Raw genomic sequence first — 26,940 nt, 5'->3', positions numbered from 1 at the left:
AAAAAATACATAAAATGCTATTAGTTAGTCAATATTTTAATATTGCTAATTTTTAAGACTAAAAGGGGTGATTTTATGTGTGAATGTGAAGTTTGTAGACGAAAGAAAAATCGGGATCCATTAAACCGGGAGTTTGAGCCGAAAAAACGAGTTCCTGAGCCAAAAAAAGAGGATTGTGAGCCAAAAAAAGAGGATTGTGAGCTAAAAAGAGAGGATTGCGATCCGAAAAAAGAAGATTGCGAATCATTAAATGATTATTCGTTTAGTAAAAATGCAAATTTTTTAGAGGAAGCTATACAAACAGATGAAATCGATCAAATTTCTGAGGAATATATTGAAATAGTTGATTCAGCAGATGTACAAGTTACTACTACAGATACAAAAGCTGCGCTATCTATCCAAGCGGCATTACAAGCAGCTATCGTAGTTGTAGTAAGTATTTCTATAGCAGATAGTGAAAAGGCAGATAAAATAACACAAGAATTATTTCAAAAATCAGCTATTAAACAAATTAATAGACAAAAAACATTTATTAAAAATTCTAGAAACGTAACCGTAACAACTACTGATACAGATATTGCAGTGAATATTCAAATCCTTCTTCAAATTTTATTAGCTTTATTAGTTAAACTAAACATTTTATAAAGTGTCTATTCTATTGATATTTAGCTATAAGTTTTCACTCTAAGTAAATGTTTTTTGTTGTAATACGTGGTACAAGCTTGGACTTTTTATTATGACTGAATTAATATTCAAGATTAATGGTAAGGCAAGTGTGGAAAACTACAAATAAAGATAAAATACATGATTTAACAGTAATGAAACTTATATTTATGTGAAGTGAAGGAAAGCTGTCTTCTTATTAGAAGTCAGCTTTTGATTTTATTAGCAAAAAGAAGTGAAAATAGAAGATTAAGTTACTTGTCCAAGCAATTTTTATTTCATTACATATAATGCTCGTAGATATTTAAAATTTTTATAGAAAATTGATTGGAGTGAATATTGTAAATGGATGATTTAAATAAATTTTCTTCCTTTAAGTTTGATAAGGATCAAAAGAATATAATTATAGACCTTTTACTCTCAGATATTTTTAATAGGCATGGGATAAATGAAGAAAAACTAAAAAATTTATCACCAGAAAAAAAGCAGCAAATTAAAAGTATTGTTTCTGAAATACAATCACAAGTTAATAATTATTTAGATTGAAAGGGGGTGAACACATGGACAAAACATGTCATTCAGATGAAAATAAAAAGTGGAGTGCATTAGATTCCTCAAATCCTCATCCATCTTTTAAAAATGCTAGCGTTTCAGAAGCAGCTGCGCAAGAAAGTAAAACGTATCAAATTTCTGAAGAATCTATTACAATTGTAGATTCCGCAGATGTAGAAGTTACTACTACAGATACAAAAGCTGCTTTATCTATTCAAGCAGCATTACAAGCAGCTATCGTGGTTATAATAAGTATTTCTATAGCAGATAGTGAAAAAGCTGACCGTGTAGCACAAGAATTGTTTCAAAAATCATCTATTAAACAAATTAATAAACAAGAAACTGTTATTAGAAATTCTAGAAATGTTACAGTTACGACTACGGATACAGACATAGCAGTAAATGTTCAAATTCTTCTCCAAATTTTATTAGCTTTACTAGTAAAATTAAATATTTTATAAAATGTTTAACTTGTTTTTATCTAGTGATTCTTACAGGTGAATATTCACTGTTTTAATTATAGTACAGGCTATAAATATTTATCATAACTGGACTAATATTCAACATCACCAAAGTATGAATGTAAACAAACAATTTGATGGAAAATAAAGTTTGGTTATTTTATGAAAATGTAAAAGCCATTTCCTTTATTGGATTTGGCTTTTACATTTTAAACAGTATGAATTTGAAAAGATTATATTAAGATAAAGAATTAAAATATAATGATACAAAATACTTATAAAATTATTCGTGTTTTAGAAAAATAATAAGAAAAAGGTGTTTAAAATAGAATCATTTTCATTAATAGTTCAAGTTTTGAAGAATAGTGCATACAATATAAAGTGTTTTCCTTTCTTCATTTAAGTTTTACGTATATAATTTAAAAGTACTATTTTTATTTTATTATTTTATATTTATAACAGAATAGAGGTTTAAAAATGGGTGTTAAAATCATTACGGATAGTGCGGCGGATTTACCAGTAGAATTGCTGCAAGCATATGATATTGATTTAATTCCACTCCGTGTATATGATGAAGCAGAAACAGAGTATTTAGATGGAGTAACATTAGAGTCAGTTACATTATTGCAAAAAATGAGAGAAGGCGCTGTTTATAGAACGTCATTGCCTTCACTTGAAACGTTCCAAGAAAAATTTGTTTCTTATGCAAAAGAAGGTAATCCTTGTATATATTTAGCTTTTTCATCTGAACTGTCTGGTACATATCAATCATCAGTTGTCATTAAAGAGGAAGTAAAAGAAACATATGCTAACTTAGATTTAGAAATTATTGATACGAAATGTGCTTCGCTTGGTCAAGGTCTTGTCGTTTTAGAAGCTGCTAAAATGGCAAAAGACGGCGCATCAAAAGAAGATATTTTAAAGCGTGTTGATTTTCTAATGAGCCATATGGAACATATCTTCACTGTAGCTGACTTACAGTACTTAGTGAGAGGTGGACGTTTAAGCAAAGTCGCAGGATTTATCGGTGGTTTACTAAACATTAAACCGATCTTAAACGTGGAAGAAGGAAAACTTGTACCACTTGAAAAGGTACGAGGGAAAAAGAAAGTATTAAGCCGTATTGTTGATATTATGGAAGAACGTGGTAAAGACCTTAAAGGTCAAACAATCGGTATGACTCACGGTGACGATTTAGAAACAGCGGAAGCATTAAAATCATTAATTACGGAAAGATTTGGCTGTGAAGTATTTATCGTAAATACAATTGGTGCAGCAATCGGTGCACATACAGGACCTGGCGTTATAACGTTATTTTTCTTAAATGAAGTAGAGTAAAGGATTGATCTTTTGATCAATCCTTTTTTATTTTTTAATCTGTGATAATCGGTCGATATGGTATTGATGAAGATAAAATCTTTGAAGTTTTCCTATATCAAATGCAATCTTGTAGAGGGAGTATTTTTTATATGTGTAATGATACTTAATGGTAGAAGAAAAGAGTATAAATAAGAATATATTTATAGAAATTTAAATATTTGAAGATATCAAAATTTTTCCATTTCATATATAATTGTGTGGGGAGAAATATCTGTAACTATTTGTAAAAATAGGAGGCGGCTATAAAAATGCAAGAAAGTGCTAGATGGGATTTAAATCGCTTGTATTTGAATGAGGATATTCTATTTCCGATTTTGGAGTTGAAAGAGCAATATTTTGTAACAAAAGATGTAGAGATTCTTTCAAAGCTTATACAAGCTATTGAAAAAGCAGAATACTATTTGTACTGTCGATCGGTTGAAGAAAGTGTTCCATCTGACCTTACTAAATTGACCGTGAAAGTGAAGGAACTAAAAAGTGAATTACAGCAAGTAATAAAACATAATGAAGTGGAAACTTCAGATAATACTAAGTTAATAAAAGATGAACTTAATGCGTGGGAAAATATGTACATACAATTACGGGATAGGATAGAAATAGAGCACAATAATAAACTATTATCCTTTGGACAAGCAAATACTATTGCAATGAATAGTGATAATGAAAAGGAAAGATTAGAAGTATTCGAGTCATTAACATGTGCTTTACATAAGGAAAAAGAAATCTTTGCTACTGTATTAAATCAAGTAGGGAGATTGCGTAATGCAAAGAGTAATGAAATAGAAGATAGAGAGATTTTAACACAATCTTTTCATGCGAATGGCATTTCAGAAACTGTATTATTCCAAATGTGGAATGCGACAGAAGAAAACCTTGATAAATTAGTAAGTGCTTTAAACGTGTATAAGAAAGGGAAAGCTTCAATTACATGGCATGCACTTATGACGGTAAAGGAAAGTAATGAGGTCATGATTCCTTTTTCAGTAGCAATACAAAACGTTTATGATGCATGGAAGAATATTGATGAAGAATTAGCAGAATTTGCACGTAATACGATAGAAAGTGGTTGGGTAGATGCTGAACCGAGAGAGAATAAACCACCAGGCGGGTTTTGTGCTCCATTTTTCAGTGAGAAAGAATCGCGAATTTCCATTCGTTATGATGGGAGTATAAATAGTGTAAGAGTGCTCGCTCATGAATTAGGACATGCTTGGCATTTTTATAATATGAGTTTTGAACAATCTACATCTTTTTTAGATGATTATTTGCCAATGAGTACGGCTGAATCAGCATCTATTTTCTTTGAAACGGTACTCTTAAATTATCTAATTGAAACAACGGATAGTAAAGATATGAAAAAGTCATTACTTAGCTGGAAAATAAGAAATAGTTTTAATTATGTAATGGCAATACGAGCATCGTATCAGTTTGAAAAAACATTTTATGAAAAATGTAAAGAGGGTCCTTTAAGTGCTGATGAAATTGAGAAATTATCTATAATTGCACAAAAAGAAGCTTATGGAAATGCTTTAAGTGAATACCAGCCGTTTGTATGGATGAAATATATTCAATTTTATATAGCAGATGTTCCTTTTTACAATTATCCATACACGTTTGGATATTTAGTAAGTTTTAGCTTATTAGAAATAGCTCAAGAAGGTAAAAGTACTTTTCATTTGAAATATAAAGAGTTCTTACGAGAAACAGGAAAGGCTCCAGTAGAGGAGCTTATGAAAAAACATTTTGAAATAGATATAAGAAATTATGAATTTTGGAATAAAGCTTTTATTCAAATTTCTAAAGACATTGATGAATATTTGCAGCTTATGTAAGGGGAGAGTACAGTGGATCAGCAATTTATAAAAGGTATACCTTTTTCAACTTTAGAATATGCAAAAGCTATAAGTTTATTAAAAGGTTGGCTACATGAACAACAAGAGAAACCAAGGTTTGTAGTAACTGCAAATCCTGAAATTGTTATGTCTGCAAAGGAAAATACGGAAAAATCAAAGGAGTTTAAAAAGATGTTACTATCTGCGGATTTAATAACAGCGGATGGGATTGGTGTCATAATTGGCTCGAAAATATTAAAAGGAACTTTGAAAGAACGTGTTACTGGGGCGGATTTAACTCACGATTTAATAAAATATTGTAACGACAATGAATATCGTGTCTTTCTTTTTGGAGCTGCGCCAGAAAGTAATAAAAAGGCATTAGAAAAATTAAATGAGCAGTTCCCAGGAGCACAATTTAAAGGACAGCATGGATTTGTAAATGGTGAAGAAATAGAAGAAATAAAAATGAAAATTAAGCAATTCAAACCGCATTTATTACTTGTAGGACTAGGTTCACCAAAACAAGAAGAGTTCATTTATGAAAACATACAAACATTAAACGTTCCGCTATCTATTGGTATCGGAGGAATGATTGATATAATATCTGGTACTGTAAAAAGAGCACCGAAAATAATGAGGGATACTGGAACTGAATGGCTGTATAGGTTACTCTCACAGCCGAAAAGATTAAAGAGACAACTTGTACTTCCGAAATTTTTATTGTCGGTTATGTCAGAGAGGATTAAAGGGATTAATTAATAAAGGGGACTACATACATGAACAGAACCGGCATTATCGGAGCAATGCAAATTGAAATAGATTTACTTTTAGAAAAGCTAGTAATACAAGAAGAACAGACAATAGCGGGAATGCCATTTTATATTGGAGAATTCATGGGAACAGAAGTAATTATTGCACGTTCTGGTGTAGGGAAAGTAAATGCAGCTGCATGTGCGCAAACATTAATTCATAAATTTAATGTAGACTCTATCATCAATACGGGCGTTGCTGGTGGATTACATCCAGATGTAAAAGTTGGTGATGTAGTTATTTCAACGAATGTTACCCATCATGATGTAAGTAAAAATCAAATGAAAAAATTATTCCCGTTTCAAGAGGAGTTTATTGCAAGTAAGGAATTGATAGAGTTAGCACGTAAAGCATGTAACAGTAATAGTTCAAATATTCAAGCTCACGAAGGAAGAATTGTAAGTGGTGAATGTTTTGTTGAAGATTCAAAGTTAAAGGCAAAATTAATAGACGAATACGCACCTCATTGTACAGAAATGGAAGGTGCAGCAATTGGACATGTTGCCTACATAAATGATATACCGTTTCTTGTTATACGATGTATTTCTGACAGTGCAGATGATGAAGCTCAAGTTTCTTATGATGATTTCGCGAAAACTGCTGCAAATTATTGCTCAGAAATTATTATTGAGATTCTTAAAAATATATCTGGTAAAACTATAGTCCAAAAGGAGAGATAAGAATGTTACAAGCATTAATTTTTGATATGGATGGAACATTATTTCAAACAGATAAAATTTTAGAATTATCGTTAGATGATACTTTTGATCACTTAAGATCACTTCAATTATGGGATACGGTAACACCGATTGAAAAATACCGTGAAATTATGGGTGTGCCGCTACCGAAAGTTTGGGAAGCTTTATTACCGGAACATTCTATTGAAATAAGAGAACAAACAGATGCATATTTTTTAGATAGACTAATTGAAAACATAAAAAGCGGAAAAGGCACTTTATATCCAAATGTAAAAGAAATATTTACATATATAAAAGAAAATAATTGTTCAATTTACATTGCTAGTAATGGTTTGAAAGAATATTTACGAGCAATCGTAACGTATTATGCTTTAGACAAGTGGGTGACTGAAACGTTTAGTATTGAACAAATACAATCGCTAAATAAAGGTGACTTAGTTAAAAGTATTATGAACAAATATGATATAAAAGAGGCAGCGGTAGTCGGTGACCGGCTATCTGATATAAATGCAGCGAAAGACAACGGTTTACTTGCAATTGGGTGCAATTTTGATTTTGCGCAAGAAGATGAACTTGCTCAGGCTGATGTAGTAATAGATGATTTAATGGAGTTGAAGGGGATATTGCCTGCTGTACAGAGATAAATAAAGTGTGTGCATTTTTTCCAAGTCCTATATGTCTTATTTTATGGAGGGAATATGTTTAAAAATAGTTTTAAAATTAGTAATATTCCCGCGGTTTTGTGGGGAGATAAGAGTGAAAAAATTTTTATTGCAGTACATGGAAATATGTCAAATAAGGAAGATGCAGTTATTCAAATATTAGCTGAAGAAGCCGATCGAAAAGGTTATCAAGTATTAAGCTTTGATTTACCTGAGCATGGAGAAAGAAAGAATGATAACACTCCTTGTAAAGTACAGTTTTGTGTTAATGAATTATCTATAATTATGAACTATGCAAAAGAATATTGGAAAGAAATAAACGTGTTTGCATGTAGTATGGGAGCGTATTTTAGCCTTTTAGCTTTTCAAAATGATGTGATAGAAAAGGCATTATTTTTATCACCAGTAGTTAATATGGAACGAATTATAGAAAATATGATGAAATGGTTTAATGTAACACCGGAGCTTTTACAAAAAGAAATGACTATAGAGACACCTATTGGTCAAAAGTTATATTGGGATTATTTATGCTATGTAAAAGAGCATCCTATTAGTACATGGAATACAGATACATATATTATGTACGGAGCTAAGGATGAACTGTGCGAATTTGAAACTATTAACTATTTTACAAAAAAACATTGTTGTGAATTAGAAGTTATGGAGACGGGTGAACATTACTTTCATACTGAAGAACAGTTAAAAATATTTGAACAGTGGTTACACAAACATATCGATTAACAAATTATAATTTAACTTATACTTGCTAGAGAAGAATGGTGAATTTATAAACTGATATTATATTTGAGAGACATTATAAATGTATATGTATTCATTTAAGTAAACAGGTGCTTTAGTTCAATAAGAATTACACAACTTTAAAGAGCCTTACCACATACTAGATTGTAGCAAGGCTCTTATATTTTCATAATAAAATTAATTAACTGTATTATCGATTTACATATGAAGTGAAGTATATGCATACTATGAATTAAATAAAGTAACAACCATAAAAATGCTCAGAATAAATGATTCTCGAGCATTTTTATGTATTTTCGTACTTAGGGGGAATGGACTTGAAAGATATACATATTCAACAAATAGAAAATTTAATGGAATATGAATTCAGTCATCTCGTTCAAGACAGTGAAGAAGAAGGGTTTAATTTCCTTATAAGACTAATAAATGAATATAAAAACAAAGTAAATGTATTCAATAAAACTGGAGAATGTTTATATGGTATTTTTCAAGGTGATATGTTAATTGGAGTTGGAGGTTTAAATGAGGATCCGTACACAAAAGACAATAAGATTGGGCGGTTAAGGAGATTTTATATTTCAAGGGATTATCGGCGTTTAGGGTTAGGGAACTTATTATTAAACCAACTATTATGTCATGCGGAAAAGTATTTTGAAGTGATTGTTTTACATACTGACACGAAGCAAGGGGATGTGTTTTATACTGCGAATGGATTTGTAAAAGGGGGATTATATAAGAGATCGAGTCACTACAAACTATTATAGAAATTGCTATCCAAAGAATAGCTACGAACAGGTTTTTTGTTGGTAAATCGATATATCTTAAAAATCGCTGATATATGAAGTTGCGATCCTTATATTAAAAACCAACTTTTATAATTTCATTTACTAAATTGTTATTATAAAAAAGAGCACCTTAGCTTTTAAAATTTAGCTTATAAGGTGACTCCTTTTCAGTCAATTACGTTTTAACGTTCATTTGTTTCAATAATAATCTTGGTTTACCTTTTACATAATAAAAATGCGGATTATTTTCATCATCATAAAGCATAATATAAGGCTTTTCATTTAGTGGGAGCAGTATAAGTACTTCGTCTATTGTAGTGTGTAACCATTGATTAGTAATAGAAACTGGCTTAGATAAAGGGATTTTTATCATATAGCCATCTTTTGGAACGACATTTAAGTTTTTAAATGGACCAGTTATTGCTTTAGCGTATTGAACTGCTTCTTTTTGGATTACTGGATCTAAAGATTGTTTTTGAATGACCATTTCTTTTTGACAATCAAATACTTCAATTTGTTGATTTGTATTTGCAAACACATTTGTTGATAATAGAAATAAAAGAAGAGAAATGACCCCGATTTTTTTTATCATAATACAACACCTCAACATTACTATCCCCTCAAAAGCTTTAAATATTTTTCTGTCACATTCATGTAACAAAGATGTTGTATGATACAATTGGTTTTTGTTTAAAAGCAATGGAGGAAAAAATATGAAAGTATTAATTGCAGATGACGAACAAGATATGTTAAGGATTTTAAAAGCTTATTTTGAAAAAGAAGGATTCGAAGTTTTTTTAGCAAAAGACGGAGAGGAAGCACTTCAAATATTTTATGATGAAAAAATTGATTTAGCTATTTTGGATTGGATGATGCCAAAACATAGTGGTATTACTGTCTGTCAGGAAATAAAAAAGAATTCAAGCGTGAAAGTATTAATGCTTACGGCGAAAAGTGAAAGCGAAGATGAATTAGCAGCGCTTCAAAGTGGGGCAGATGAGTACGTGAAAAAACCATTTCATCCAGGAGTACTAATTACGCGAGCGAAAAAACTTATTCAGCATGATGATATTATTCAAGTACAAGATGTAAAGATAAATTTCGCCAAAAATAAAGTATATAAAAATGATATAGAGTTAGAAATTACAAAAACAGAGCTCGAATTAATAAAATGCTTTTTAAATCATAAAGGAACGATTTTAACTCGTAAAAAATTGTTAGACATTGTATGGGGATTTGACTATTTTGGAGAAGAGAGAACGGTTGATACACATGTAAGAAGGCTGCGTAAAAAAATTGGAGAAAATATTATTAAGACGCATCGTGGGCTGGGTTATAGTTTGGAGGAACAAAGTGAATAAACTTGGGAAAAAGCTATTTCTCAGCATTTCTTTAACCGTTATTCTTATATTTACAATTTCTTTATTATTAATTAACTTTCTCCTGCCGAAATATAATATTTATAAAACACGTGAAAACTTAAATGAATTTACAACTCAAATACAAAATGCGCCAGTCAATGATTTAGAAGATGTTATTCATACAATTGAAAGTGAAAATAACGTTACAATTGCGTATACGCCAATTAATCAGTCAGAAGATGCTATGAACGACGCGTTACGCATGCAACTTACGAAAAAGAAAGTAACGTTAAATAAGCTCTGGATTACGAAAGACGAAGTTATGAAAGTGAAGACGGAAGGGCAATCGAATAAACTGTATGATCAAGGAAAGGTAAAAGCGAGTTTTTTTGCTAAATATATTGCGAAAGATGATACGATAATTTTAATTGGGACTTCCATTGCGAATTCAAATGAAATTATAAATACGTTAAATACATTTTACTTATATATCCTATGTTTCTCGCTCCTTCTTATTATTTTACTTGTGTGGATACTTTCAAAAATAATAACGACACCACTGAAAGAGTTAAGTGATGTGGCTCAGGATATTTCACATTTGCAGTTTAAAAGAACGAAAGTGAAAACGAATGATGAAATAGGAGAGTTGGCCAATAGTATTAATATCATGAGTGAAAAACTACATGAAGCACATCAAGACTTAACTGATCGTAATGAACATTTAAAACGATTTATGGGTGATGTAACGCATGAATTAAAGACACCGATCGCATTAGTAAAAGCATACTCTATGGGGATTAAAGATGGATTAGATGATGGGACTTATGTAGATACAATTATTAAACAAACAGATCAAATATCAAACTTAATTGAAGAACTATTACGATTTTCTAAACTAGAAAGAGATATTTTACAAAAAGAAGAATTCCCCATTGAACCACTGGTTCAGAGTATATTAGATAAGCATCAGATTGAACTGGATTCGAAAGAAATTAACTTGCAAGTAAATTGTAATACGGGCAATACAATCGTTTATGCAGATTTAAATAAAATGAGAATGGTGTTTCAAAATTTAATTTCTAATGCGATAAAATATACAGCAAATCAAAACATAATAATTACATTAGAAGATAGAAATAAAAGTATATATTTCCAAATAAAAAACGGCATTCCTACGGATAAAATTAAGGATATCGAGAAAATTTGGGAGCCTTTTTATGTACTAGAATCTTCTCGTAGTAAAGAAAAATCAGGTACAGGATTAGGACTAGCGATAGTGAAAAGTATTTTAGAAAGGCATGGTTTTGAATATGGAGTTTCCTCTATAGATGGAGAAATTCAATTTTATATAAATGTGAAAAAGGACTAATGAAAATATTAGTCCTTTTTGCAGCTTTAGAGATTAGCGATATAGGATGAATCACCATAATTTTCGAAATTGATGTATTAAATGGAGAATTAGCAAATGTTCTACTTTCATTAAATTCACGTGAAGTTCACAGGAAAACGTTATATTTACATAGTTATATTTGAATTTAATGAAGTGAGGTATTCAGATTTGAAAAGAAAGAAATTAGTAATTGGTAGCATTTTAATGGGTATGACGTTATCTTTATCTGCATGTGGTTCATCAGATAATATTGTAACGACAAAATCAGGAAGCATTTCAGAAAGTGATTTTAACAAAAAATTAAAAGAAAACTACGGTAAACAGAATTTATCTGAAATGGTAGTAGAAAAAGTATTACATGATAAATATAAAGTTACGGATGAAGAGGTAACGAAACAACTAAAAGAATTAAAAGACAAGATGGGCGATAATTTTAATACATATATGGAATCCAATGGTGTGAAAAATGAAGATCAGTTGAAAGAGAAATTAAAGCTTACTTTTGCTTTTGAAAAAGCTATTAAAGCAACCGTAACGGAAAAAGATATTAAAGATCATTATAAGCCAAAGCTTCAAGTTAGCCATATTTTAGTAAAAGATGAAAAGACAGCAAAAGAAATTAAAGAAAAATTAAATAGTGGCGAAGATTTCGCGGCATTGGCTAAACAATATTCAGAGGATCCAGGTTCTAAAGAAAAAGGTGGGGAACTATCTGAATTTGGACCTGGTATGATGGTGAAAGAATTTGAGGATGCTGCGTATAAGTTAGAAGTTGGTCAATTGAGTGAACCTGTTAAATCTTCTTTCGGATATCATATTATTAAGCTAACGGATAAAAAAGAGCTTAAACCGTATGAGGAAGAGAAAGAGAATATTCGTAAAGAATTAGAACAGCAACGTATACAAGATCCTCAATTCCATCAACAAGTTACTAGAGAACTGCTTAAAAATGCAGATATAAAGGTATCTGATAAAGACTTGAAAGATACCTTTAAAGAGTTAGAAAAATAATAAATGGAATGTAAGGCAAGCGATAGAAATATCGGTTGTCTTTTTCTCTATTTGCCGGGCAGTAAGACCCTCAACTCAAAATTCAGCGGAAGCAACGAAGTTAGGTGGGGCCCTGCTGCTCGTAAACGCCCGATTGATAAGGGCTGATTAAATTTTCACTTTAAAGAAGGTGGGAGTGGGAAAATAATTTCACACCTCCATTAAATTTTACTTAATAAGAAATCTTTGAGTTGCTCAACTTTTATATAAAAATAAAACTGAATTTTCAGTTATTTTGTTATATAGTAAAAGAGAACGAATAAGGGGAGGGAATATTTTGAGTAAAAAGAAAATGGCAATTACACTGTCAGCAATGCTATCTGCAACAATTATACCTAGCTTTACTATGGATGTGCATGCAGAGAAGAAGGAAGAGACTAAAAATACGAAAATTGAATTAGAAAATGGGATGACAAAACCGATTTATTCTCTCGATGAAGCTATTATCGAAAATTTATATGTAGAGACAGAAGTTGATAGTGATCAAGACGGTAAGAAAGACAGAGTATCGATAAAAGTTATGCGTCCAAAGACAGATCCGAATGTGAAAGTTCCTGTTATTTATGAAATGAGTCCATATCGATCTGGATTAAAAGATGTTCCTGTATATAATGTAGATGAAGAATTGTATGCGTATGAAGGAAAACCGTATGGAGCGATTAATCTTGGTTCGTATGGGAACTATTACGTGCCAAGAGGTTATGCAGTTATTTTAGGCGAAAGTATCGGTACTGGAAAATCAGATGGATGCCCTACAACTGGAGATGAACAAGAGATACTCGGGACAAAATCTGTTATTGATTGGGTAAACGGTCGCGCGAAAGCATTTACAGAACAGGGTGAGGAAGTTCAGGCAAATTGGTCTACAGGCAATGTAGGTATGACTGGAGTTTCTTATAATGGTACATTACCAAATGCTGTTGCGACTACTGGAGTTGAAGGTTTAAAAACAATTATTCCAATCGCAGCAATTAGTAGTTGGTATGATTATTATCGTGCAAATGGTGCAGTCATTGCTCCAGGCGGATATCAAGGAGAAGATACAGATAATATGGCAGAAGCAGTACTGACAAGGGAAAACCCTGAAGTTTGCGGACAAGTTATAAAAGAGTTAACGGCTGGACAAGACCGAAAAACAGGTAATTATAATGATTTTTGGGATAAACGTAACTATGTAAAAGATGCTAAAAATGTAAAAGCGAGTGTATTTGTTGTTCATGGTTTAAACGATTGGAATGTTAAAACGAAACAGTTCGCGCAATGGTGGGAAGCACTTGGAGAAAATAATGTTCCGCGTAAAATGTGGCTACACCAAGGTGGTCATGGTGGGACATCAAGTAATAACTGGCAGCAAACACAAAATAAATGGTTAGATTATTGGTTGTACGGAATTGAAAATGGAATTATGGATGAACCAATGGTTGATGTGCAAAGAGAAAATAAAACGTGGCAAAAGATAAAAAATTGGCCAGATCCAGCAGCTGTACCTTCAAAAATCCGTATGTATTTAAGCAATAAATCAGTCAATTTGCCACTAAGTATGGGATCGGCTAATAAAGTTTTCTCATTCTTAGATGATGCACAAATAAAATCAAACCAATTAGTAGCAAACCCAGAATTAGAAGTAGCAAATCGATTAGTATATACAATGCCTGTACTGCAAAAAGATACGCGTATAAGTGGTACACCAAAGATTTCAATTACAGGAAATATTGATCGATCTGTATCAAATTTAACAGCGTTACTTGTTGACTATGGAGGAGCGAAGCCGGAAATCGTAACGAGAGGCTGGATGGACCCACAAAACGTAAAGAGTATAGAAAATTCAACAGCGATTCAACCGGGCAAAGATTATACATTCACATGGGACATGCAGCCAGATGATTATGTATTTAAAGCGGGGCATCAAATCGGAGTTGTTTTAATTGCAAGTGATTATGATTATACAATTAGACCGAAAGCTGGTACAAAACTTACTGTGAAATTAAGTGAAGTGACATTGCCGATTGTGAAATAAATATTTTTTCTAAAGAGCTTACTAAAGTAAGCTCTTTAATTTGTAGTCTGAATTTTTAATTTTTATATTTCAAATTGGAAGGTTATGTAATACAATATCATTATATTCTATGGAAAGTGAGTGATATATTATGACAGTCAGCTCTTTCGAAATCTCATTAAAATTAGAGGTACAGGAAGATTAGTTGAATTGAAATCTTCCGTACGTAAAAACGGAGGAGAAAATAAATGTTTAGCTTTTATAGTACACTTTGTACGGAACTGTATGATTACACAAAACCAGTCGGTTATTCTTTAAATGGTGATATTGAGTATTACAAAGAACGTTTAAAAGATTGTAGAGGAAGAATCCTCGAAGCTGCAGTAGGTTCAGGGCGTGTCATCATTCCGCTTCTAGAGGCTGGTTTTAAAGTGGATGGGATAGATTATTCACCTGAAATGCTAGATTCTTGCCGTAAGCGCTGTAAAGAGAGAGGCTTACATCCTAATTTGTATGAAGGAAGCTTGCAACAATTTTCACTTCCGCATAAATATGACGCAATTATCATTCCTACTGGATCTTTTTGTTTAATTGAAAATCGTGTGGATTCTATAAATGCATTAGAATGTTTTTATGAACATCTTAATCCAGGTGGACGATTAATCGTAGATATTATGCTCCCGCATAAATGGAAGACTGGGGAAATTCATACATCGACTTTCTCTTTGCCAAGCGGAGACGGAATCACATTAGAAAATAAATCAATTGAAATAGATTGGCTGAACCAAGTTACTGTATCATATTTGAAATATGAAAAGTGGAGTAAAGGACAGTTAGTACAAACAGAATTGCAACGCTTTGCGCTGCGCTGGTATGGAATAGAAGAGTTTATACTTCTTTTAGAAAGTATAGGTTTCTCAAACATTACTTGCTCTGCTGAATATGTTTATGAAAAAGAACCGTCAAATGCAAATCAAATGATTACTTTTGAAGCTGTGCGAAAAGAATAGAACTAAAACTATGAATAAAAAATAAGGCAATCGATTAAAAATCGGCTGCCTTATTTTTAATTTTATGTAGTGGTTTATAGAGAAAGATTGGAGGGAAATAAATGAAACTTATATTAATATTTGGCCCACAAGCAGTTGGAAAAATGACAGTGGGGCAAGAATTAGCAACATTAACCGGTTTAAAATTTTTTCATAACCACATGACAATTGATTTAGTAAGTCTAATTTTTGATTACAGTACGAAAGAAGCAAAAAGACTAGTAAGTTTATTTCGTAATAAAATATTTGAAGAAGTATCTAAAAGTGATTTATCTGGAATGATTTTTACGTATATATGGGCATTTGACCTCCAAGCGGATTAGGATTATATACATCATGTAGAAAGTATTTTTGAATCAAAAGGTGGGACAGTGTATTTTGTAGAGCCGGAAGCGGAATTAGATGAAAGATTAGAACGAAATAAAAGCCCGAATAGATTAGAACATAAACCGAAAAAAAGAGATATTGAGTGGTCTAAAAATAATTTGAAAGAAACGATGAAAATGCATAGATTAAACTCTCTTCATGGTGAAATTGAAAAAGAAGAGTATATAAAAATTAATAACACGTATTTGAGTGCAAAAGAAGTAGCGGAAATGATTAAAGAGAAGTTTCAATTGTAAAATTCCCGAAGTCTATTTCGTTTCTATTGTCCAAGCATTCTCCTACTAATTACATATACTATTTATGTTAAAATCGGTCACTATTTTAGATGGTGCTATTTTAATATATATAACTATGCAGGGAAGAGGGGAGAATAAATTTGGAAAACGTAGAACAAGATAGAATTGAAAATCAAGTGTATTCAAATCGTGTAGTAAGATCAGAATTTGATGCGAATTGGGAAACTTGTATATCAAAGAGTGGTTATGTAATTTATATAGCAACAAGTAATAATGCTGAAGTAATAGTGCTTCTTGCAGATGGTTCAAGTAAATTATTAATTTTTGAAAAAGGCGGTAAAGTAGTTGTAGGTGGCGGTGGAACAAGTCATTACAGTAAGCCGCATATTGCAAGAAATATTTAAGATAGAGCATGTTAATTAAGAAGAAACTAGAAAACGGTTGTCATTCATGTTTAGGGCATGATAGACGAACCGTTTTTTATTTGTTTATAAATTTAGAAGAACTTCATTGATTACCAATACATCGAGATGAGCAGCGAAATTAGAAGAAAACTTGGCGGGTAATGGTACAAAATATTATGTACATTTGCAAGAATCTTACAGCGATATAAAAAAGCATTTCCTATTTGGGGAAACACTACTTCTATGTTATAGTATAATAGTGTTTTTAGATGGTACTATTTTAATATATCTATAATTTTGTTATGTATTATTTTCATATTAAATTAGCACCTAAAGTATTTTTTTATATAAGGAGTAGTAATTAGAGAAATGAAAAATATAGACTTTATACTAGAAAGTGACGAGGCATTAAAACCGTCTGAACGATTAGTACTATTATTATTAGAGAAGCATAGAATGTTATATACGAACGATCTATTGGCATTATCAAATTTATCATATAAAACATTAACAGATGCATTAACGGCGCTAGTTTTAAAATCGTATGTGTTAAAGGAAACAGGTAAGGGAAGAAGACAGAATTGCTATAGATTAGTATGATAAGGCAGCTGTTTTAGAAACTTTTACATATGTTTTTTCAATTGTAAGGTGAAATTGTATTTTTGTTTTCGAACGAAAAATTTACTATAAGAGGGGCTAAGATAGTAGCGTTTCATTTTTGTAAATATAATTATTCTATCATTGAAAATACAAAAATAAAATAAACCGCATAAAACAGAAATAAAAAAACAATCCATTTTTAAAATGGATTGTTTTTTTATTGGAATAATATTATTTGATATGTTGAAAGCATAAATAGCAGAATAAACATTACCTGTTTTAGTTCATGCAACTGAACAAATATGATGAAAACTATGTGTATAGTTTTTTGCTTGCTTTTTCAGTCATTCTAATGAAATCATGGTCTTCATTGTTTAAAGGCAGTATTTTTAACATTATTGCTATTCAGCATTAAGCACAAAAATTGATATATAATATTATTATGTAAACTTAAGGTTTTAAAAGGAAAATATAATAATGAATAGAACATGTAGAAGGAGATGCTTAAATATTTTGAAGGATGGGAGATTATTATGGAGCATTTACAATCAATAGCACAAGCTGTTATAAGTGGTAATAAGGAAAAAGTAGTGAAGTTTATAAAGGCGAGTCCAAGTATTGTTAACGAATGTAGTGAAGATGGATGGACACCACTTCATTTAGCAGCTTATTTTGGACAGAAAGAAATAGCGAGTTTTCTTTTAGAAAGTGGTGCAGATATACATAGTAGAGCGAAAAACGAAAATGAAAATACGCCTTTGCAAGCAGCAATTGCGAACAAGCAAAGTGAACTTGTTGCTTTCTTAATTGAAAAAGGATTAGATGTAAATATTATGCAAAGTGGTGGCTGGACAGGACTTCACGAAGCGGCATTATTAGGAAATGAAGAAATAATTATGTTACTCCTTAAAAATGGAGCTAATAAGATGATAAAGAAAAATGATGGGAAAACAGCGTATGATATTGCATTAGAAAAAGGATATGATCATCTATTACATCATTTGAAACAGGAAGTGAACTTATGATGAATAAATGGAGTGTTGGTATATTTTTATTTAATGAAGTAGAAGTGTTAGACTTTGCAGGGCCATTTGAAGTTTTTTCTGTAACTGAGGTGAATGAAGAAAAACCATTTACTGTTTATACAGTTAGCGAGAATGGGGAAATGATTACAGCAAGGAACGGATTGAAGGTACAGCCAGATTATAGTATTGAAAATTTACCACCAGTGGATATTTTAATAATTCCGGGTGGGCTAGGTGCTAGAGAATATGAAATAAAAAATGAAATAGTAATAAAATGGATTCGCCAACAAATGAAAGAAGTAAAGCTGATGACTTCAGTTTGTACAGGAGCGCTATTACTGGCGAAAGCAGGTTTACTGGAAGGTTTAAAAGCAACAACACATTGGGCTAGTATTGAAAAGTTTAAAAATGAGTTTCAAAATGTTGAAGTTATAGAAAATGTAAAGTTTGTAGATGAAGGACATATTATAACATCTGCCGGAATTTCAGCTGGAATTAATATGGCATTTCATATTGTGAAAAACTTGTTAGGTGTGCATGTTGCGGAGGACACAGCGAAGCGAATGGAGTATGATATTAGTTTCCCAAATTAAAAAGCCCGAATTGGGCTTTTTATATTGAATGAATATAGTTAAGCTCTTCATCACTCAACATAGGGCGAACAGATGCATTTGCATTTTCTTGTGCTTGTATTCCTGTTTTGGCACCAGGAATTACAACACTTACTGCCGGATGAGAGAGTACATAGCGAAGTGCAAGTTGCCCTAAGGTCTGATTTTTATTTGAGAGCAACCGAAGTTTCTTTACAGTTTGTAAGTCTTCTTGAAACCAAGTTTCATTTGGCCAATCTTTGCGTAAATCTCCATCCGGAAAAATTGTTTTATTTGTGAATTTTCCAGTTAAAATGCCCATTTTTAATGGACCACGAATAACAGCTCCTAAATTTTTCTCTTGTAAAAATGGTAATATATCTTTTTCTGGTTTTCGATTTAATATATTGTAATCAAGCTGTACGATATCAATTTCGTTGTTGTTATTGAAATGATGAATGTATTGTAAATCATGAGTCGAAACACCGACTGCTCTTACTTTGCCATCACGTTTTAATATGTCAAATGCACGTAGAAATGCTTCTGTTTCCCTACGATTATGCCACCAAATATGACAAAAATAAAGATCAATATAATCTGTTTGAAGACGTTGTAAACTTGTTTCGAATACGGCGATGATTTTTTCGGGAGTATCATATACAGGAACTCCATTAGGGTCGTAGTGATGCCCGATTAAACCACCTTTCGTTGATAGGATAATATCATTGCGATGTCCTTTAATCGCGGTAGCCACCAACTTTTCGCTATGTCCTAAACCATACACATCCGCAGTATCAATAAAATTCACACCACACTCAATTGCTTTTTTTATAGCGGTTATAGATTGTTTATCGTTAACAGGTCCCCATTCATCACCACCGATTGCCCATGCGCCAAAACCTATTTCAGAAACAGTTATTCCAGTTTTACCTAATGTGCGGTAATGCATATTTCTCCTCCTTGTAAGCATGTTATAACATGGATATGTGGGATAAGAATTTTGTGTGTGAAAAAACTCTTCTACAATAGTAGAAAAAGAATTACAGAAACTACTATTTTATAGCAGCATGTATAAAAAAAAACGGTGTAAATGTAGAAATGTCGTCGAATGCTATCTTTAATTGGTTAATTTATGGGATATTTTTGTGAAGGAGTTTATTTTATAAGAATAGAATTTAGTTTAGTAAGAAAACGTGCCGATGGTAGTGAAAAATATGGGTTAGGGGGATTTGAATGAGGAAACTCAAACGAGTAAATGTTCCTAATATACCAGAACAATCATCACAACCTAGTGACAAGCGTAAGATAAATAAAAAGAAGTTAAGGCGTCTTATTTTAATGGTCCTTTTTATTGCAGCAACTACTCTGTACGTTCAATATATTTTAACGAAACAACAAGAAGTAATTGATAAAAAGAAAGATACGATTACGGATCAAAAGAAACAATTAGTATCTTTAAAGAAAGATAAAGATTCTTTAAAGACTAACATAGAAAATTTAACAGACGATGAGGAAGAAATTTTGAAGTTAGCGAGAAAAGAGTATCAATTTTCTAAGTCAAATGAAACTATATTTGTGATGCCAAAGTAATAAAAAAACAGTTAGCCATTGAACTGCACCTCCACTTGTTAGGCAGCGTCTAACAAGTGGAGGTGCAGTTTTTTATGTATGAATGTCATGGTACAAGGAACAATCACATATTGTAAAAATGAAGAGTTTAAGCTGTTTTCATAAATATGGAATATACACTAAAATAAATGTTGTTAAAATTCTGTCAATTATATTATAATACAAGGTAAGCGGATACATTTTTTAATCAACGTTGAGTTCCTCGCTCATACGACTATTAAGAAACCCGTTATCCTCGTATAAGAAAGGAAGATAGCTGTGTACGCTTCAAATACAATTTATATCGTAGGGGATGCGAAAGCACCTCAAAATAATCCCATTACTGAAAAGTTTAAAAGCTATTTCGTAGCATTTATCCTTGTTAAGGATACAGGGGAAATTGTAGATGCAGACTGCTCAGCGACAATTGCATTAACATCTCAATTTGTTAAATATTTATTTCTACATAAAAATATAAATGACCCGGCGTTAGTAATGGAAGTAAAGAACCGATATTTCGGTTCTTCTCAAAAAGCGTTACTTGTAGCGCTAAAAGATGCACAGAAAAAATATAATCAGCTTGCTGCTTTGTCTACTCAATCATAGACAAAATCCAGCCGTAAGAATCATTCTTATGGCTGGATTTTTTTATTTCACATTATCGTCCTACATTAAAAGTAAACGAAAATAAAGTAGAGAGATAGGAGAGTAAATGCCCAATGGGTTTACCTAATAATCCGTGGGTATAAATCTCCGGTGGATTAAAATTTCACTTCATTGGAGAACGAAAGGATGAACAAAATGAAAATTACAGATGTAAAAGTAAATCGTAGACGTGTAAAACTGCATACACCGTTTAAAACCGCGCTTCGTACTGTAACCGAAATTGAAAGTATAGATGTTTATATTCATACAGACGAAGGAGTGATTGGTAAGGGGGCTGCAGCCGCAACGCCAGTTATTACGGGGGATTTCACCAGCGGAATGGAAGAAGCGATTTTAGGGCCGATGCGTTCATGTTTAATTGGTCAAAATATCATTCAATTTCAGCAGTTACTACAGCGCATTCAAATGAGTTGTATTGGAAATTCAAGTGCGAAAGCAGCGGTAGATATCGCTTTATATGATGTATATTGCCAATATCAAAATGTGCCGTTATATGCATTGTTAGGCGGGAAGAAAGAAATTCATACCGATATTACAGTGAGTGTGGATGAGCCTGTATTAATGGCAAAAGAAGCGAAGAAACATATAGAAAAAGGATTTCAAATATTAAAGATTAAAGTGGGTAAAGAGGCGCATTTAGATTTGGAACGTATTGAGGCAATTCGAAATGTGGTACCAAGAAATACGACATTACGTTTAGATGCGAATCAAGGTTGGAGTCCAAAAGAAGCGGTTTCTATCATTCAAGAGATGGAAAATCGTAATTTAAATATAGAATTTATTGAACAACCAGTACACGCGAAAAATTGGGATGGGTTAAAGTACGTCAAAGATCGTGTGCAAACGCCAATTATGGCCGATGAAAGTATATTTTCAGCAAGTGACGCATTAAAGCTCGTTCAAGGAAGATATGCAGATTTCATTAATATTAAATTAATGAAATGTGGTGGCATACGTGAAGCATGGCGTATTGCTGATATCGCAGAAACAGCTGGTGTGAAGTGTATGGTGGGCAGCATGATGGAGTCTTCACTTTCCGTTAGTGCTGTTGCGCATTTAGCGGCAGCGCATCCTAATATTCATTATTTTGATCTTGATGCACCGCTTTGGTTAATGGAAGAGCCAGAAGGAATGACTTATTCTGGATCAAAGGTAAACCTTCAATCGACAGTGAATAGTAAATCTTAGGAGAAGAGACAAGTAAACTATCTTTTAAGGGGGATATATATGAAAAAAGTAGGAACTGCATTTTTAACAACTTTATTTATATTTTCATCGTTTACATCGGCAAATGCTGAAGAAAAGAAGGATAATAAAGCATTTATAGATGTATCTGCTGCAACGTTATGGACAGCACCTGATTCATTAAGACCAATCGATACACCGAGTGCAACAAATCCAGTGGATCTATGGAAATGGACGAAATCAATGACACTTGACGAGAAACTATGGTTAACAAATGCAAATAAATTAGAAACACAAGCTTTACTCGGTCAAGAAGTAACTGTTATTGATAAGAAAGGCGAATGGGTGAAGGTATTAGTGCATGGACAGCCAACACCACGAAATGAAGAAGGTTATCCGGGCTGGATGCCTGAAAAACAATTAACATATAATCAAGAATTTGCAGATAAAACAAATGAACCTTTTGTCTTAATAACCAAACCAACAGCGATTTTATATATAAATCCTTCTGAAAAACATAAATCACTTGAAGTCAGTTATAATACAAGACTGCCGCTATTAAGTGAAGACACAATTTCATACCGTGTATTGTTGCCAAATGGTCAGAAAGCATGGCTACGAAAAAATGATGGAACAGTTTACCGATCTCAAACTGATATTCCAACTCCGGCGGCCAATGATTTAATTAACACAGGGAAAATGTTTTTAGGCTTACCGTATATATGGGCTGGTACAAGTGGTTTTGGATTTGATTGCTCTGGCTTCACACATACGATCTATAAATCGCACGGCATTACAATTCCGCGAGATTCTGGACCGCAATCAAGAGCAGGGGTTGCAGTTGATAAAGAAAATCTACAAAAAGGAGATTTAATTTTCTTTGCACATGATCAAGGGAAAGGTAGTGTCCATCACGTTGCAATGTATATTGGTGATGGCAATATGATTCACTCACCAAGAGCTGAAAGGTCGGTAGAGATTATACCGCTAAATACACCAGGATATATAGAAGAATACGCTGGTGCTCGTCGTTACTTACCTTAAAAATAGAAGGGGGTTTTTAAATGAAAAAAGTTATTCGTTACTCATTAGTTAGTACTCTATTAGTTTCTTCATTTTTAGTTGGTTGCGCAAAAGAAAAAACTGCAACAAAGCCGAAAGATGAGAAGAAAGTATTACAGTTACTAGAAACAGGTGAAATTCCGTCGTTAAATTCAGGGAAAGTAACAGATGCAGTCTCGTTTAACGTTTTGAATAACGTAATGGAAGGACTATTCCGTCTATCGAAAAATGATGAAGTAATTGAAGCTGGCGCACAAAAATATGAAGTGAGTAAAGATGGAAAAACATATACATTCCAATTACGTGATGCGAAATGGTCTAACGGAGAGCCAGTAACCGCTCATGATTACGTATACGCTTGGAAGCAATTGATAAATCCAGATACTGCTTCTCAATATGCATACATTGCGTACGATGTAAAAAATGCTGAGAAGATAAATAAAAAACAACTAGGTCTAGATGAATTAGGAGTAAAAGCGAAGGATGATAAAACATTCGTCGTAGAGCTAGAACATCCTGTACCGTATTTTACGAAATTATTAATTTTACCATCCTTCTATCCAATTAACGAAAAATATGCGAAAGAGCAAGGTGATAAATATGGATTAGAAGCAAATAAAGCGGTATATAATGGACCGTTTACATTATCAGAGTGGAAGCATGAAGCTAGCTTTACAATGAAGAAAAACGATAAGTATTGGGATAAAAAAGAAGTGAAGTTAGATGAAGTAAACTATCAAATTGTAAAAGAAATTTCAACTGCGGTAAATTTATATGAAACAGATAAAGTTGATAGAGCTGTTATTTCTACAGAATTCGTAGATAAATATAAAAATAATAAAGAGCTAAAACAATATACAGATCCAGTTATGTACTTCTTCCGATTTAATGAAAATGTACCGATTCTTAAAAATAAAAATGCACGTCTTGCGCTAAGTACAGTTTTTGATAAGAAGGGACTCGCAGATTCATTTTTAAATGATGGATCGGTTGCAGCAAACTATTACGTACCAAAAGGATTTTTAAAGGGACCAGATAAAAAAGATTTTAGAAGTACGGCAGGTGAGTTTAATAAAACTGATGTAAAAAAAGCGAAAGAATATTGGGAAAAGGCAAAGCAAGAAACAGGTACAGATGAAGTGACGTTAGAACTATTAAATTATGACTTGGAAAACTTTAAAAAAGTTGGAGAGTACATTAAAGAGCAGCTTGAGAAAAACTTACCAGGATTAAAAGTGAATGTGAAATTACAACCACATACGCAAAAATTAGCACTTGAGAAGAAGAAAGAATATGAAATGTCGTTATCACGCTGGTTACCAGATTATCCAGATCCAATGACTTACTTAGAAGTATTCCTTTCTGGAAGTAGCGTCAATAATACAGAATATGCAAACCCAGAATATGATGCGTTAATTAAGAAGATTAAAACGGAATTAGGTAATGATGAAAAGGCTCGCTGGAAAGCAATGCAAGAAGCTGAAAAAATGCTACTTGATGATGCAGTAATTGCACCGGTATTCCAGCGCGGATTATCTTACTTACAAAAACCATATGTGAAAGATTTATATGTACATCAATTTGGTCCAGCTACAAGTTTAAAATGGGCAGATGTACAAAAATAAAAGAATGGAGAAACAGACTTCATGTATGTGATAGTCTGTTTTTCTTATTTAAAGTTAGAAAAATAGTTCATGGTATAATTTATTAGTCTGTAAACAGTATTTGGAGGGGAAATGATGTCTATGTTTGAAGAAGAGAAAGTAATTTATACAAAAAGATTATTTATGAGGAAACCAATTGTAGAAGATATTAATCAGTTTTATAACATATTAAAAAAAGATACTGTTGGCAAATGGTTGGCTAAATCAAGAGGAATGTCGAAGGAAGAAACAAATGATTATATTGGGCAACTTATCTTACATTGGGAACAGTATGACTTCGGGGTATGGTTGTTATTTAATAGTGAAACAGGAAAGCTTTTAGGACATTGTGGTTTAAGAAAGGTAGATGAAACAGGTGCAATAGAAATTATGTATCTCCTTGACCCAGAACATTGGAGGAATGGGTATGCATTAGAAGCAGCAGAGGCTTCCATTAAATATGCAATAGAGACTTTGAATGTAACAAGAATAATTGCTAGAGTTAAAGTAGCAAATGAGAGCTCGAAAAAACTTTTACGAAAGCTCGGGTTTATATATACTCATGAAGTTAATCATAGCGGGCGTTTATTATCATATTTTGAACTTCATACATCATCCGAAGAATTCTAGACATTTCATATGTTTTTTTATTGTTAAAAAATAAAATTATTACTAAAATTCCAGTGTGAAATTTATGTAGAATCTTGTATAATTAACATGTTTCTATGGAAACATTTTCTTGCGCTATTTATATAGGGCTTAATAGAACAAGGAAGGAAATACATACATGTATATAATAGATAAATAGAATGGAACATGTATAGAGACAAAGGAGAGAAAAGATGACGTGTCAAAAACAAGGGTTACAATTTAATAACGATAGAAAGAGGGACAGAAGATGAAAATGAAGCATGCTTTTGGTCCTATAATTTTAGCATGTGTGCTTTTTTTCATTATCATTCTAATCCCATCGAAAAGTTTAGTATCGCTTATTAGTGATAAGAAGGTAGAAGATGCGGCAACTTCTTTACAAAAAGAGAAATTACAAAGTGTTTTCTTACAGCAAAAAATGTTAGAGAATTCACAGTATTTACCGATGTACGGTTCATCAGAATTTTTACGAATGGATGCATATCATCCGTCTAATTATTTCAAAGTAAATCCAGCTGGTTTTACACCGTTTTTAATTGGAACTGGCGGTACACAAAGTTTAGCTCATATTTTAAATATGACATCTACTATGGATGAATTAGAAGGTAAAAAAGTAGTCTTTGTTCTTTCACCACAATGGTTTACAAAGACTGGTGTCTCACAAGGGGATTTCACTAATAATTTCTCCAAACAACAAGCATATCATTTTATTTTTAATGATAAGATAAATCCAGAAATGAAAAAGCAAATCGCGAAACGGCTATTAGATTATAAAGTTGTTCAAGAAGATGATATATTAAAAAATTCATTAGAAGGTATTGTATATAATGATACGAAACATAACATAAAAGCAGGTTTAGTTAAACCACTTGCTTATATGCATCGAAATATTTTAGATCATAGAGATATATTTAACTCTTTATTTAAAATCGAACCGATGAAGGAGAAAACAAATATCGGACTTCGTTCAATTTCTTGGGAAGACGCACGTAAACACGCAGAACAAGAAGGGAAAGCTGAGTCTACTACAAATACATTCGGAATTGAAAATCCGTATTATCATAAGAATAATCTGAAGAAAAAACTAAAAGGTTTAAAAAACTTTAGAGCAAATGAAACATATGATGAATCACCAGAATACGATGATTTACAAATTATTTTAGAGTTATTTAAAGAGAAAAATGTCAAACCACTCTTTATTTCTGTACCTGTAAATGGGCCCTGGTATGATTATACTGGCTTCCCGAAAGAACGCCGTGAAGTGTATTATAAAAAAGTTCGAGAACAGGTTGAGAAAGCAGGATATCCAGTAATTGATTTCTCTGGTCATGAATATGATAAGTATTTCTTAAAAGATACGATTCATTTGGGCTGGAAAGGTTGGATTTATTTTGATGAAGCAGTGCAGAAATTTTATTCTGAGAAATAAAGT

At 32.2% G+C, this 26,940-nt stretch carries 28 protein-coding genes and 1 pseudogene; 27 read left to right on the top strand and 2 right to left on the bottom strand.

The genetic code is table 11. The features are described from left to right. Positions 1-75 precede the first annotated feature (75 nt). The 10 genes from C3Y97_RS13940 to C3Y97_RS13895 all read left to right on the top strand — a co-directional run bounded on the left by C3Y97_RS13940 (position 76) and on the right by C3Y97_RS13895 (position 8,584). Positions 76-645 carry a spore coat protein gene (locus C3Y97_RS13940; protein WP_121868283.1) on the top strand — a complete coding sequence of 190 codons (570 nt, stop codon included), beginning with the start codon at positions 76-78 and terminating at the stop codon, positions 643-645. Positions 646-1,008: 363 nt separating this feature from the next. After that, positions 1,009-1,209 (top strand): spore coat protein W, encoded by a 201-nt coding sequence (locus C3Y97_RS13935; RefSeq protein WP_000342253.1) that lies wholly within the window; start codon positions 1,009-1,011, stop codon positions 1,207-1,209. Between the two features lie 14 nt (positions 1,210-1,223). Then, the gene (locus tag C3Y97_RS13930; RefSeq protein ID WP_000361676.1) at positions 1,224-1,676 is read left to right on the top strand and encodes a spore coat protein; all 453 of its coding nucleotides are present in this window, start codon (positions 1,224-1,226) and stop codon (positions 1,674-1,676) included. Positions 1,677-2,153: 477 nt separating this feature from the next. Beyond that, positions 2,154-3,014, top strand: a complete 861-nt coding sequence (locus C3Y97_RS13925) for a DegV family protein (RefSeq protein ID WP_000538278.1) — start codon at positions 2,154-2,156, stop codon at positions 3,012-3,014. A gap of 290 nt (positions 3,015-3,304) precedes the next feature. Continuing rightward, positions 3,305-4,888: a M3 family metallopeptidase gene (locus C3Y97_RS13920; RefSeq protein WP_061457352.1), complete on the top strand. Its 1,584-nt coding sequence runs from the start codon at positions 3,305-3,307 to the stop codon at positions 4,886-4,888. A 12-nt stretch (positions 4,889-4,900) separates the two neighbouring features. After that, positions 4,901-5,650, top strand: coding sequence for a WecB/TagA/CpsF family glycosyltransferase (locus tag C3Y97_RS13915; RefSeq protein WP_000372655.1), 750 nt, complete (start codon positions 4,901-4,903; stop codon positions 5,648-5,650). Positions 5,651-5,667: 17 nt separating this feature from the next. Beyond that, positions 5,668-6,381 (top strand): 5'-methylthioadenosine/adenosylhomocysteine nucleosidase, encoded by a 714-nt coding sequence (locus C3Y97_RS13910; protein WP_065382460.1) that lies wholly within the window; start codon positions 5,668-5,670, stop codon positions 6,379-6,381. A gap of 2 nt (positions 6,382-6,383) precedes the next feature. Next, positions 6,384-7,043 (top strand): HAD hydrolase-like protein, encoded by a 660-nt coding sequence (locus tag C3Y97_RS13905; protein WP_136363465.1) that lies wholly within the window; start codon positions 6,384-6,386, stop codon positions 7,041-7,043. A gap of 54 nt (positions 7,044-7,097) precedes the next feature. Further along, positions 7,098-7,802, top strand: coding sequence for an alpha/beta hydrolase (locus C3Y97_RS13900; protein ID WP_103622439.1), 705 nt, complete (start codon positions 7,098-7,100; stop codon positions 7,800-7,802). 287 nt (positions 7,803-8,089) lie between these two features. After that, positions 8,090-8,584, top strand: a complete 495-nt coding sequence (locus C3Y97_RS13895; RefSeq protein WP_136363464.1) for a GNAT family N-acetyltransferase — start codon at positions 8,090-8,092, stop codon at positions 8,582-8,584. A gap of 196 nt (positions 8,585-8,780) precedes the next feature. Here C3Y97_RS13895 and C3Y97_RS13890 read toward each other — a convergent pair whose 3' ends face one another. Next, positions 8,781-9,197 (bottom strand): hypothetical protein, encoded by a 417-nt coding sequence (locus tag C3Y97_RS13890; protein ID WP_000591780.1) that lies wholly within the window; start codon positions 9,195-9,197, stop codon positions 8,781-8,783. Positions 9,198-9,318: 121 nt separating this feature from the next. On the opposite strand from C3Y97_RS13890, the gene C3Y97_RS13885 reads away from it, so the two are divergent. The 10 genes and pseudogenes from C3Y97_RS13885 (at position 9,319) to C3Y97_RS13840 (ending at position 18,696) form a co-directional block, all read left to right on the top strand. After that, the gene (locus C3Y97_RS13885; protein ID WP_000865970.1) at positions 9,319-9,966 is read left to right on the top strand and encodes a response regulator transcription factor; all 648 of its coding nucleotides are present in this window, start codon (positions 9,319-9,321) and stop codon (positions 9,964-9,966) included. Continuing rightward, positions 9,959-11,335: a sensor histidine kinase gene (locus C3Y97_RS13880; protein WP_001037255.1), complete on the top strand. Its 1,377-nt coding sequence runs from the start codon at positions 9,959-9,961 to the stop codon at positions 11,333-11,335. The genes C3Y97_RS13885 and C3Y97_RS13880 overlap by 8 nt, the downstream gene beginning before the upstream one ends. Before the next feature lie 189 nt (positions 11,336-11,524). After that, a complete protein-coding gene (locus tag C3Y97_RS13875) occupies positions 11,525-12,367 on the top strand; it encodes a peptidylprolyl isomerase PrsA (protein WP_002204764.1) in 843 nt (280 codons plus the stop codon). 316 nt (positions 12,368-12,683) lie between these two features. Continuing rightward, positions 12,684-14,423: a Xaa-Pro dipeptidyl-peptidase gene (locus C3Y97_RS13870; protein WP_000038291.1), complete on the top strand. Its 1,740-nt coding sequence runs from the start codon at positions 12,684-12,686 to the stop codon at positions 14,421-14,423. Between the two features lie 227 nt (positions 14,424-14,650). Next, complete coding sequence (locus C3Y97_RS13865; protein WP_000490906.1) at positions 14,651-15,412, top strand: class I SAM-dependent methyltransferase; 762 nt, start codon at positions 14,651-14,653, stop codon at positions 15,410-15,412. Between the two features lie 101 nt (positions 15,413-15,513). After that, positions 15,514-16,074, top strand: a pseudogene (locus C3Y97_RS13860) (DEAD/DEAH box helicase family protein). Between the two features lie 140 nt (positions 16,075-16,214). Then, complete coding sequence (locus C3Y97_RS13855; protein ID WP_000432421.1) at positions 16,215-16,478, top strand: hypothetical protein; 264 nt, start codon at positions 16,215-16,217, stop codon at positions 16,476-16,478. A gap of 369 nt (positions 16,479-16,847) precedes the next feature. Then, on the top strand, positions 16,848-17,078 hold the full coding sequence (locus C3Y97_RS13850) for a hypothetical protein (RefSeq protein WP_000789029.1): 231 nt from the start codon (positions 16,848-16,850) through the stop codon (positions 17,076-17,078). A gap of 533 nt (positions 17,079-17,611) precedes the next feature. After that, the gene (locus C3Y97_RS13845; protein ID WP_000400680.1) at positions 17,612-18,103 is read left to right on the top strand and encodes an ankyrin repeat domain-containing protein; all 492 of its coding nucleotides are present in this window, start codon (positions 17,612-17,614) and stop codon (positions 18,101-18,103) included. Continuing rightward, positions 18,100-18,696, top strand: a complete 597-nt coding sequence (locus tag C3Y97_RS13840; RefSeq protein WP_000981423.1) for a DJ-1/PfpI family protein — start codon at positions 18,100-18,102, stop codon at positions 18,694-18,696. The genes C3Y97_RS13845 and C3Y97_RS13840 overlap by 4 nt, the downstream gene beginning before the upstream one ends. 19 nt (positions 18,697-18,715) lie before the next feature. On the opposite strand, the gene C3Y97_RS13835 is transcribed toward C3Y97_RS13840, so the two are convergent. Continuing rightward, entirely contained in the window at positions 18,716-19,642 is a 927-nt protein-coding gene (locus C3Y97_RS13835; RefSeq protein WP_000559360.1) for an aldo/keto reductase, read from the bottom strand. Positions 19,643-19,926: 284 nt separating this feature from the next. Here C3Y97_RS13835 and C3Y97_RS13830 point away from each other — a divergent pair, with 284 nt between their 5' ends. From C3Y97_RS13830 to dltD, 7 genes are all read left to right on the top strand, one after another. Then, positions 19,927-20,283 (top strand): FtsB family cell division protein, encoded by a 357-nt coding sequence (locus C3Y97_RS13830; RefSeq protein ID WP_001228738.1) that lies wholly within the window; start codon positions 19,927-19,929, stop codon positions 20,281-20,283. A gap of 297 nt (positions 20,284-20,580) precedes the next feature. Continuing rightward, a complete protein-coding gene (locus C3Y97_RS13825; protein WP_000271313.1) occupies positions 20,581-20,907 on the top strand; it encodes a DUF3870 domain-containing protein in 327 nt (108 codons plus the stop codon). Positions 20,908-21,093: 186 nt separating this feature from the next. Beyond that, a complete protein-coding gene (locus tag C3Y97_RS13820; protein ID WP_001038462.1) occupies positions 21,094-22,155 on the top strand; it encodes a dipeptide epimerase in 1,062 nt (353 codons plus the stop codon). 39 nt (positions 22,156-22,194) lie between these two features. Next, a complete protein-coding gene (locus tag C3Y97_RS13815; protein WP_000755417.1) occupies positions 22,195-23,196 on the top strand; it encodes a C40 family peptidase in 1,002 nt (333 codons plus the stop codon). Between the two features lie 20 nt (positions 23,197-23,216). Further along, positions 23,217-24,839, top strand: coding sequence for a peptide ABC transporter substrate-binding protein (locus tag C3Y97_RS13810; protein WP_000755971.1), 1,623 nt, complete (start codon positions 23,217-23,219; stop codon positions 24,837-24,839). A 114-nt stretch (positions 24,840-24,953) separates the two neighbouring features. Next, positions 24,954-25,487, top strand: a complete 534-nt coding sequence (locus tag C3Y97_RS13805; protein WP_000061617.1) for a GNAT family N-acetyltransferase — start codon at positions 24,954-24,956, stop codon at positions 25,485-25,487. 268 nt (positions 25,488-25,755) lie between these two features. Continuing rightward, positions 25,756-26,937 (top strand): D-alanyl-lipoteichoic acid biosynthesis protein DltD, encoded by a 1,182-nt coding sequence (dltD, locus tag C3Y97_RS13800; protein ID WP_000782309.1) that lies wholly within the window; start codon positions 25,756-25,758, stop codon positions 26,935-26,937. The last annotated feature ends 3 nt before the right edge of the window (positions 26,938-26,940 follow it).

Origin of the sequence: Bacillus sp. DU-106 (assembly GCF_004799705.1) — a bacterium.
Classification (GTDB): domain Bacteria; phylum Bacillota; class Bacilli; order Bacillales; family Bacillaceae_G; genus Bacillus_A; species Bacillus_A cereus.
This window is presented reverse-complemented; position numbering and strand designations above follow the sequence as displayed.

Excerpts from the sequence above, each read along its gene's own strand:
- C3Y97_RS13840 (WP_000981423.1), top strand. The coding sequence starts at position 18,100 with ATGATGAATAAATGGAGTGTTGGTATATTTTTATTTAATGAAGTAGAA.
- C3Y97_RS13925 (WP_000538278.1), top strand. The coding sequence starts at position 2,154 with ATGGGTGTTAAAATCATTACGGATAGTGCGGCGGATTTACCAGTAGAA.
- C3Y97_RS13845 (WP_000400680.1), top strand. The coding sequence starts at position 17,612 with ATGGAGCATTTACAATCAATAGCACAAGCTGTTATAAGTGGTAATAAG.
- C3Y97_RS13810 (WP_000755971.1), top strand. The coding sequence starts at position 23,217 with ATGAAAAAAGTTATTCGTTACTCATTAGTTAGTACTCTATTAGTTTCT.
- C3Y97_RS13895 (WP_136363464.1), top strand. The coding sequence starts at position 8,090 with ATGATTCTCGAGCATTTTTATGTATTTTCGTACTTAGGGGGAATGGAC.
- C3Y97_RS13890 (WP_000591780.1), bottom strand. The coding sequence starts at position 9,197 with ATGATAAAAAAAATCGGGGTCATTTCTCTTCTTTTATTTCTATTATCA.
- C3Y97_RS13865 (WP_000490906.1), top strand. The coding sequence starts at position 14,651 with ATGTTTAGCTTTTATAGTACACTTTGTACGGAACTGTATGATTACACA.
- C3Y97_RS13820 (WP_001038462.1), top strand. The coding sequence starts at position 21,094 with ATGAACAAAATGAAAATTACAGATGTAAAAGTAAATCGTAGACGTGTA.
- C3Y97_RS13805 (WP_000061617.1), top strand. The coding sequence starts at position 24,954 with ATGTCTATGTTTGAAGAAGAGAAAGTAATTTATACAAAAAGATTATTT.
- C3Y97_RS13930 (WP_000361676.1), top strand. The coding sequence starts at position 1,224 with ATGGACAAAACATGTCATTCAGATGAAAATAAAAAGTGGAGTGCATTA.
- C3Y97_RS13910 (WP_065382460.1), top strand. The coding sequence starts at position 5,668 with ATGAACAGAACCGGCATTATCGGAGCAATGCAAATTGAAATAGATTTA.
- C3Y97_RS13935 (WP_000342253.1), top strand. The coding sequence starts at position 1,009 with ATGGATGATTTAAATAAATTTTCTTCCTTTAAGTTTGATAAGGATCAA.
- C3Y97_RS13835 (WP_000559360.1), bottom strand. The coding sequence starts at position 19,642 with ATGCATTACCGCACATTAGGTAAAACTGGAATAACTGTTTCTGAAATA.
- C3Y97_RS13940 (WP_121868283.1), top strand. The coding sequence starts at position 76 with ATGTGTGAATGTGAAGTTTGTAGACGAAAGAAAAATCGGGATCCATTA.
- C3Y97_RS13830 (WP_001228738.1), top strand. The coding sequence starts at position 19,927 with ATGAGGAAACTCAAACGAGTAAATGTTCCTAATATACCAGAACAATCA.
- C3Y97_RS13905 (WP_136363465.1), top strand. The coding sequence starts at position 6,384 with ATGTTACAAGCATTAATTTTTGATATGGATGGAACATTATTTCAAACA.
- C3Y97_RS13815 (WP_000755417.1), top strand. The coding sequence starts at position 22,195 with ATGAAAAAAGTAGGAACTGCATTTTTAACAACTTTATTTATATTTTCA.
- C3Y97_RS13900 (WP_103622439.1), top strand. The coding sequence starts at position 7,098 with ATGTTTAAAAATAGTTTTAAAATTAGTAATATTCCCGCGGTTTTGTGG.
- C3Y97_RS13885 (WP_000865970.1), top strand. The coding sequence starts at position 9,319 with ATGAAAGTATTAATTGCAGATGACGAACAAGATATGTTAAGGATTTTA.
- dltD (WP_000782309.1), top strand. The coding sequence starts at position 25,756 with ATGAAAATGAAGCATGCTTTTGGTCCTATAATTTTAGCATGTGTGCTT.
- C3Y97_RS13850 (WP_000789029.1), top strand. The coding sequence starts at position 16,848 with ATGAAAAATATAGACTTTATACTAGAAAGTGACGAGGCATTAAAACCG.
- C3Y97_RS13920 (WP_061457352.1), top strand. The coding sequence starts at position 3,305 with ATGCAAGAAAGTGCTAGATGGGATTTAAATCGCTTGTATTTGAATGAG.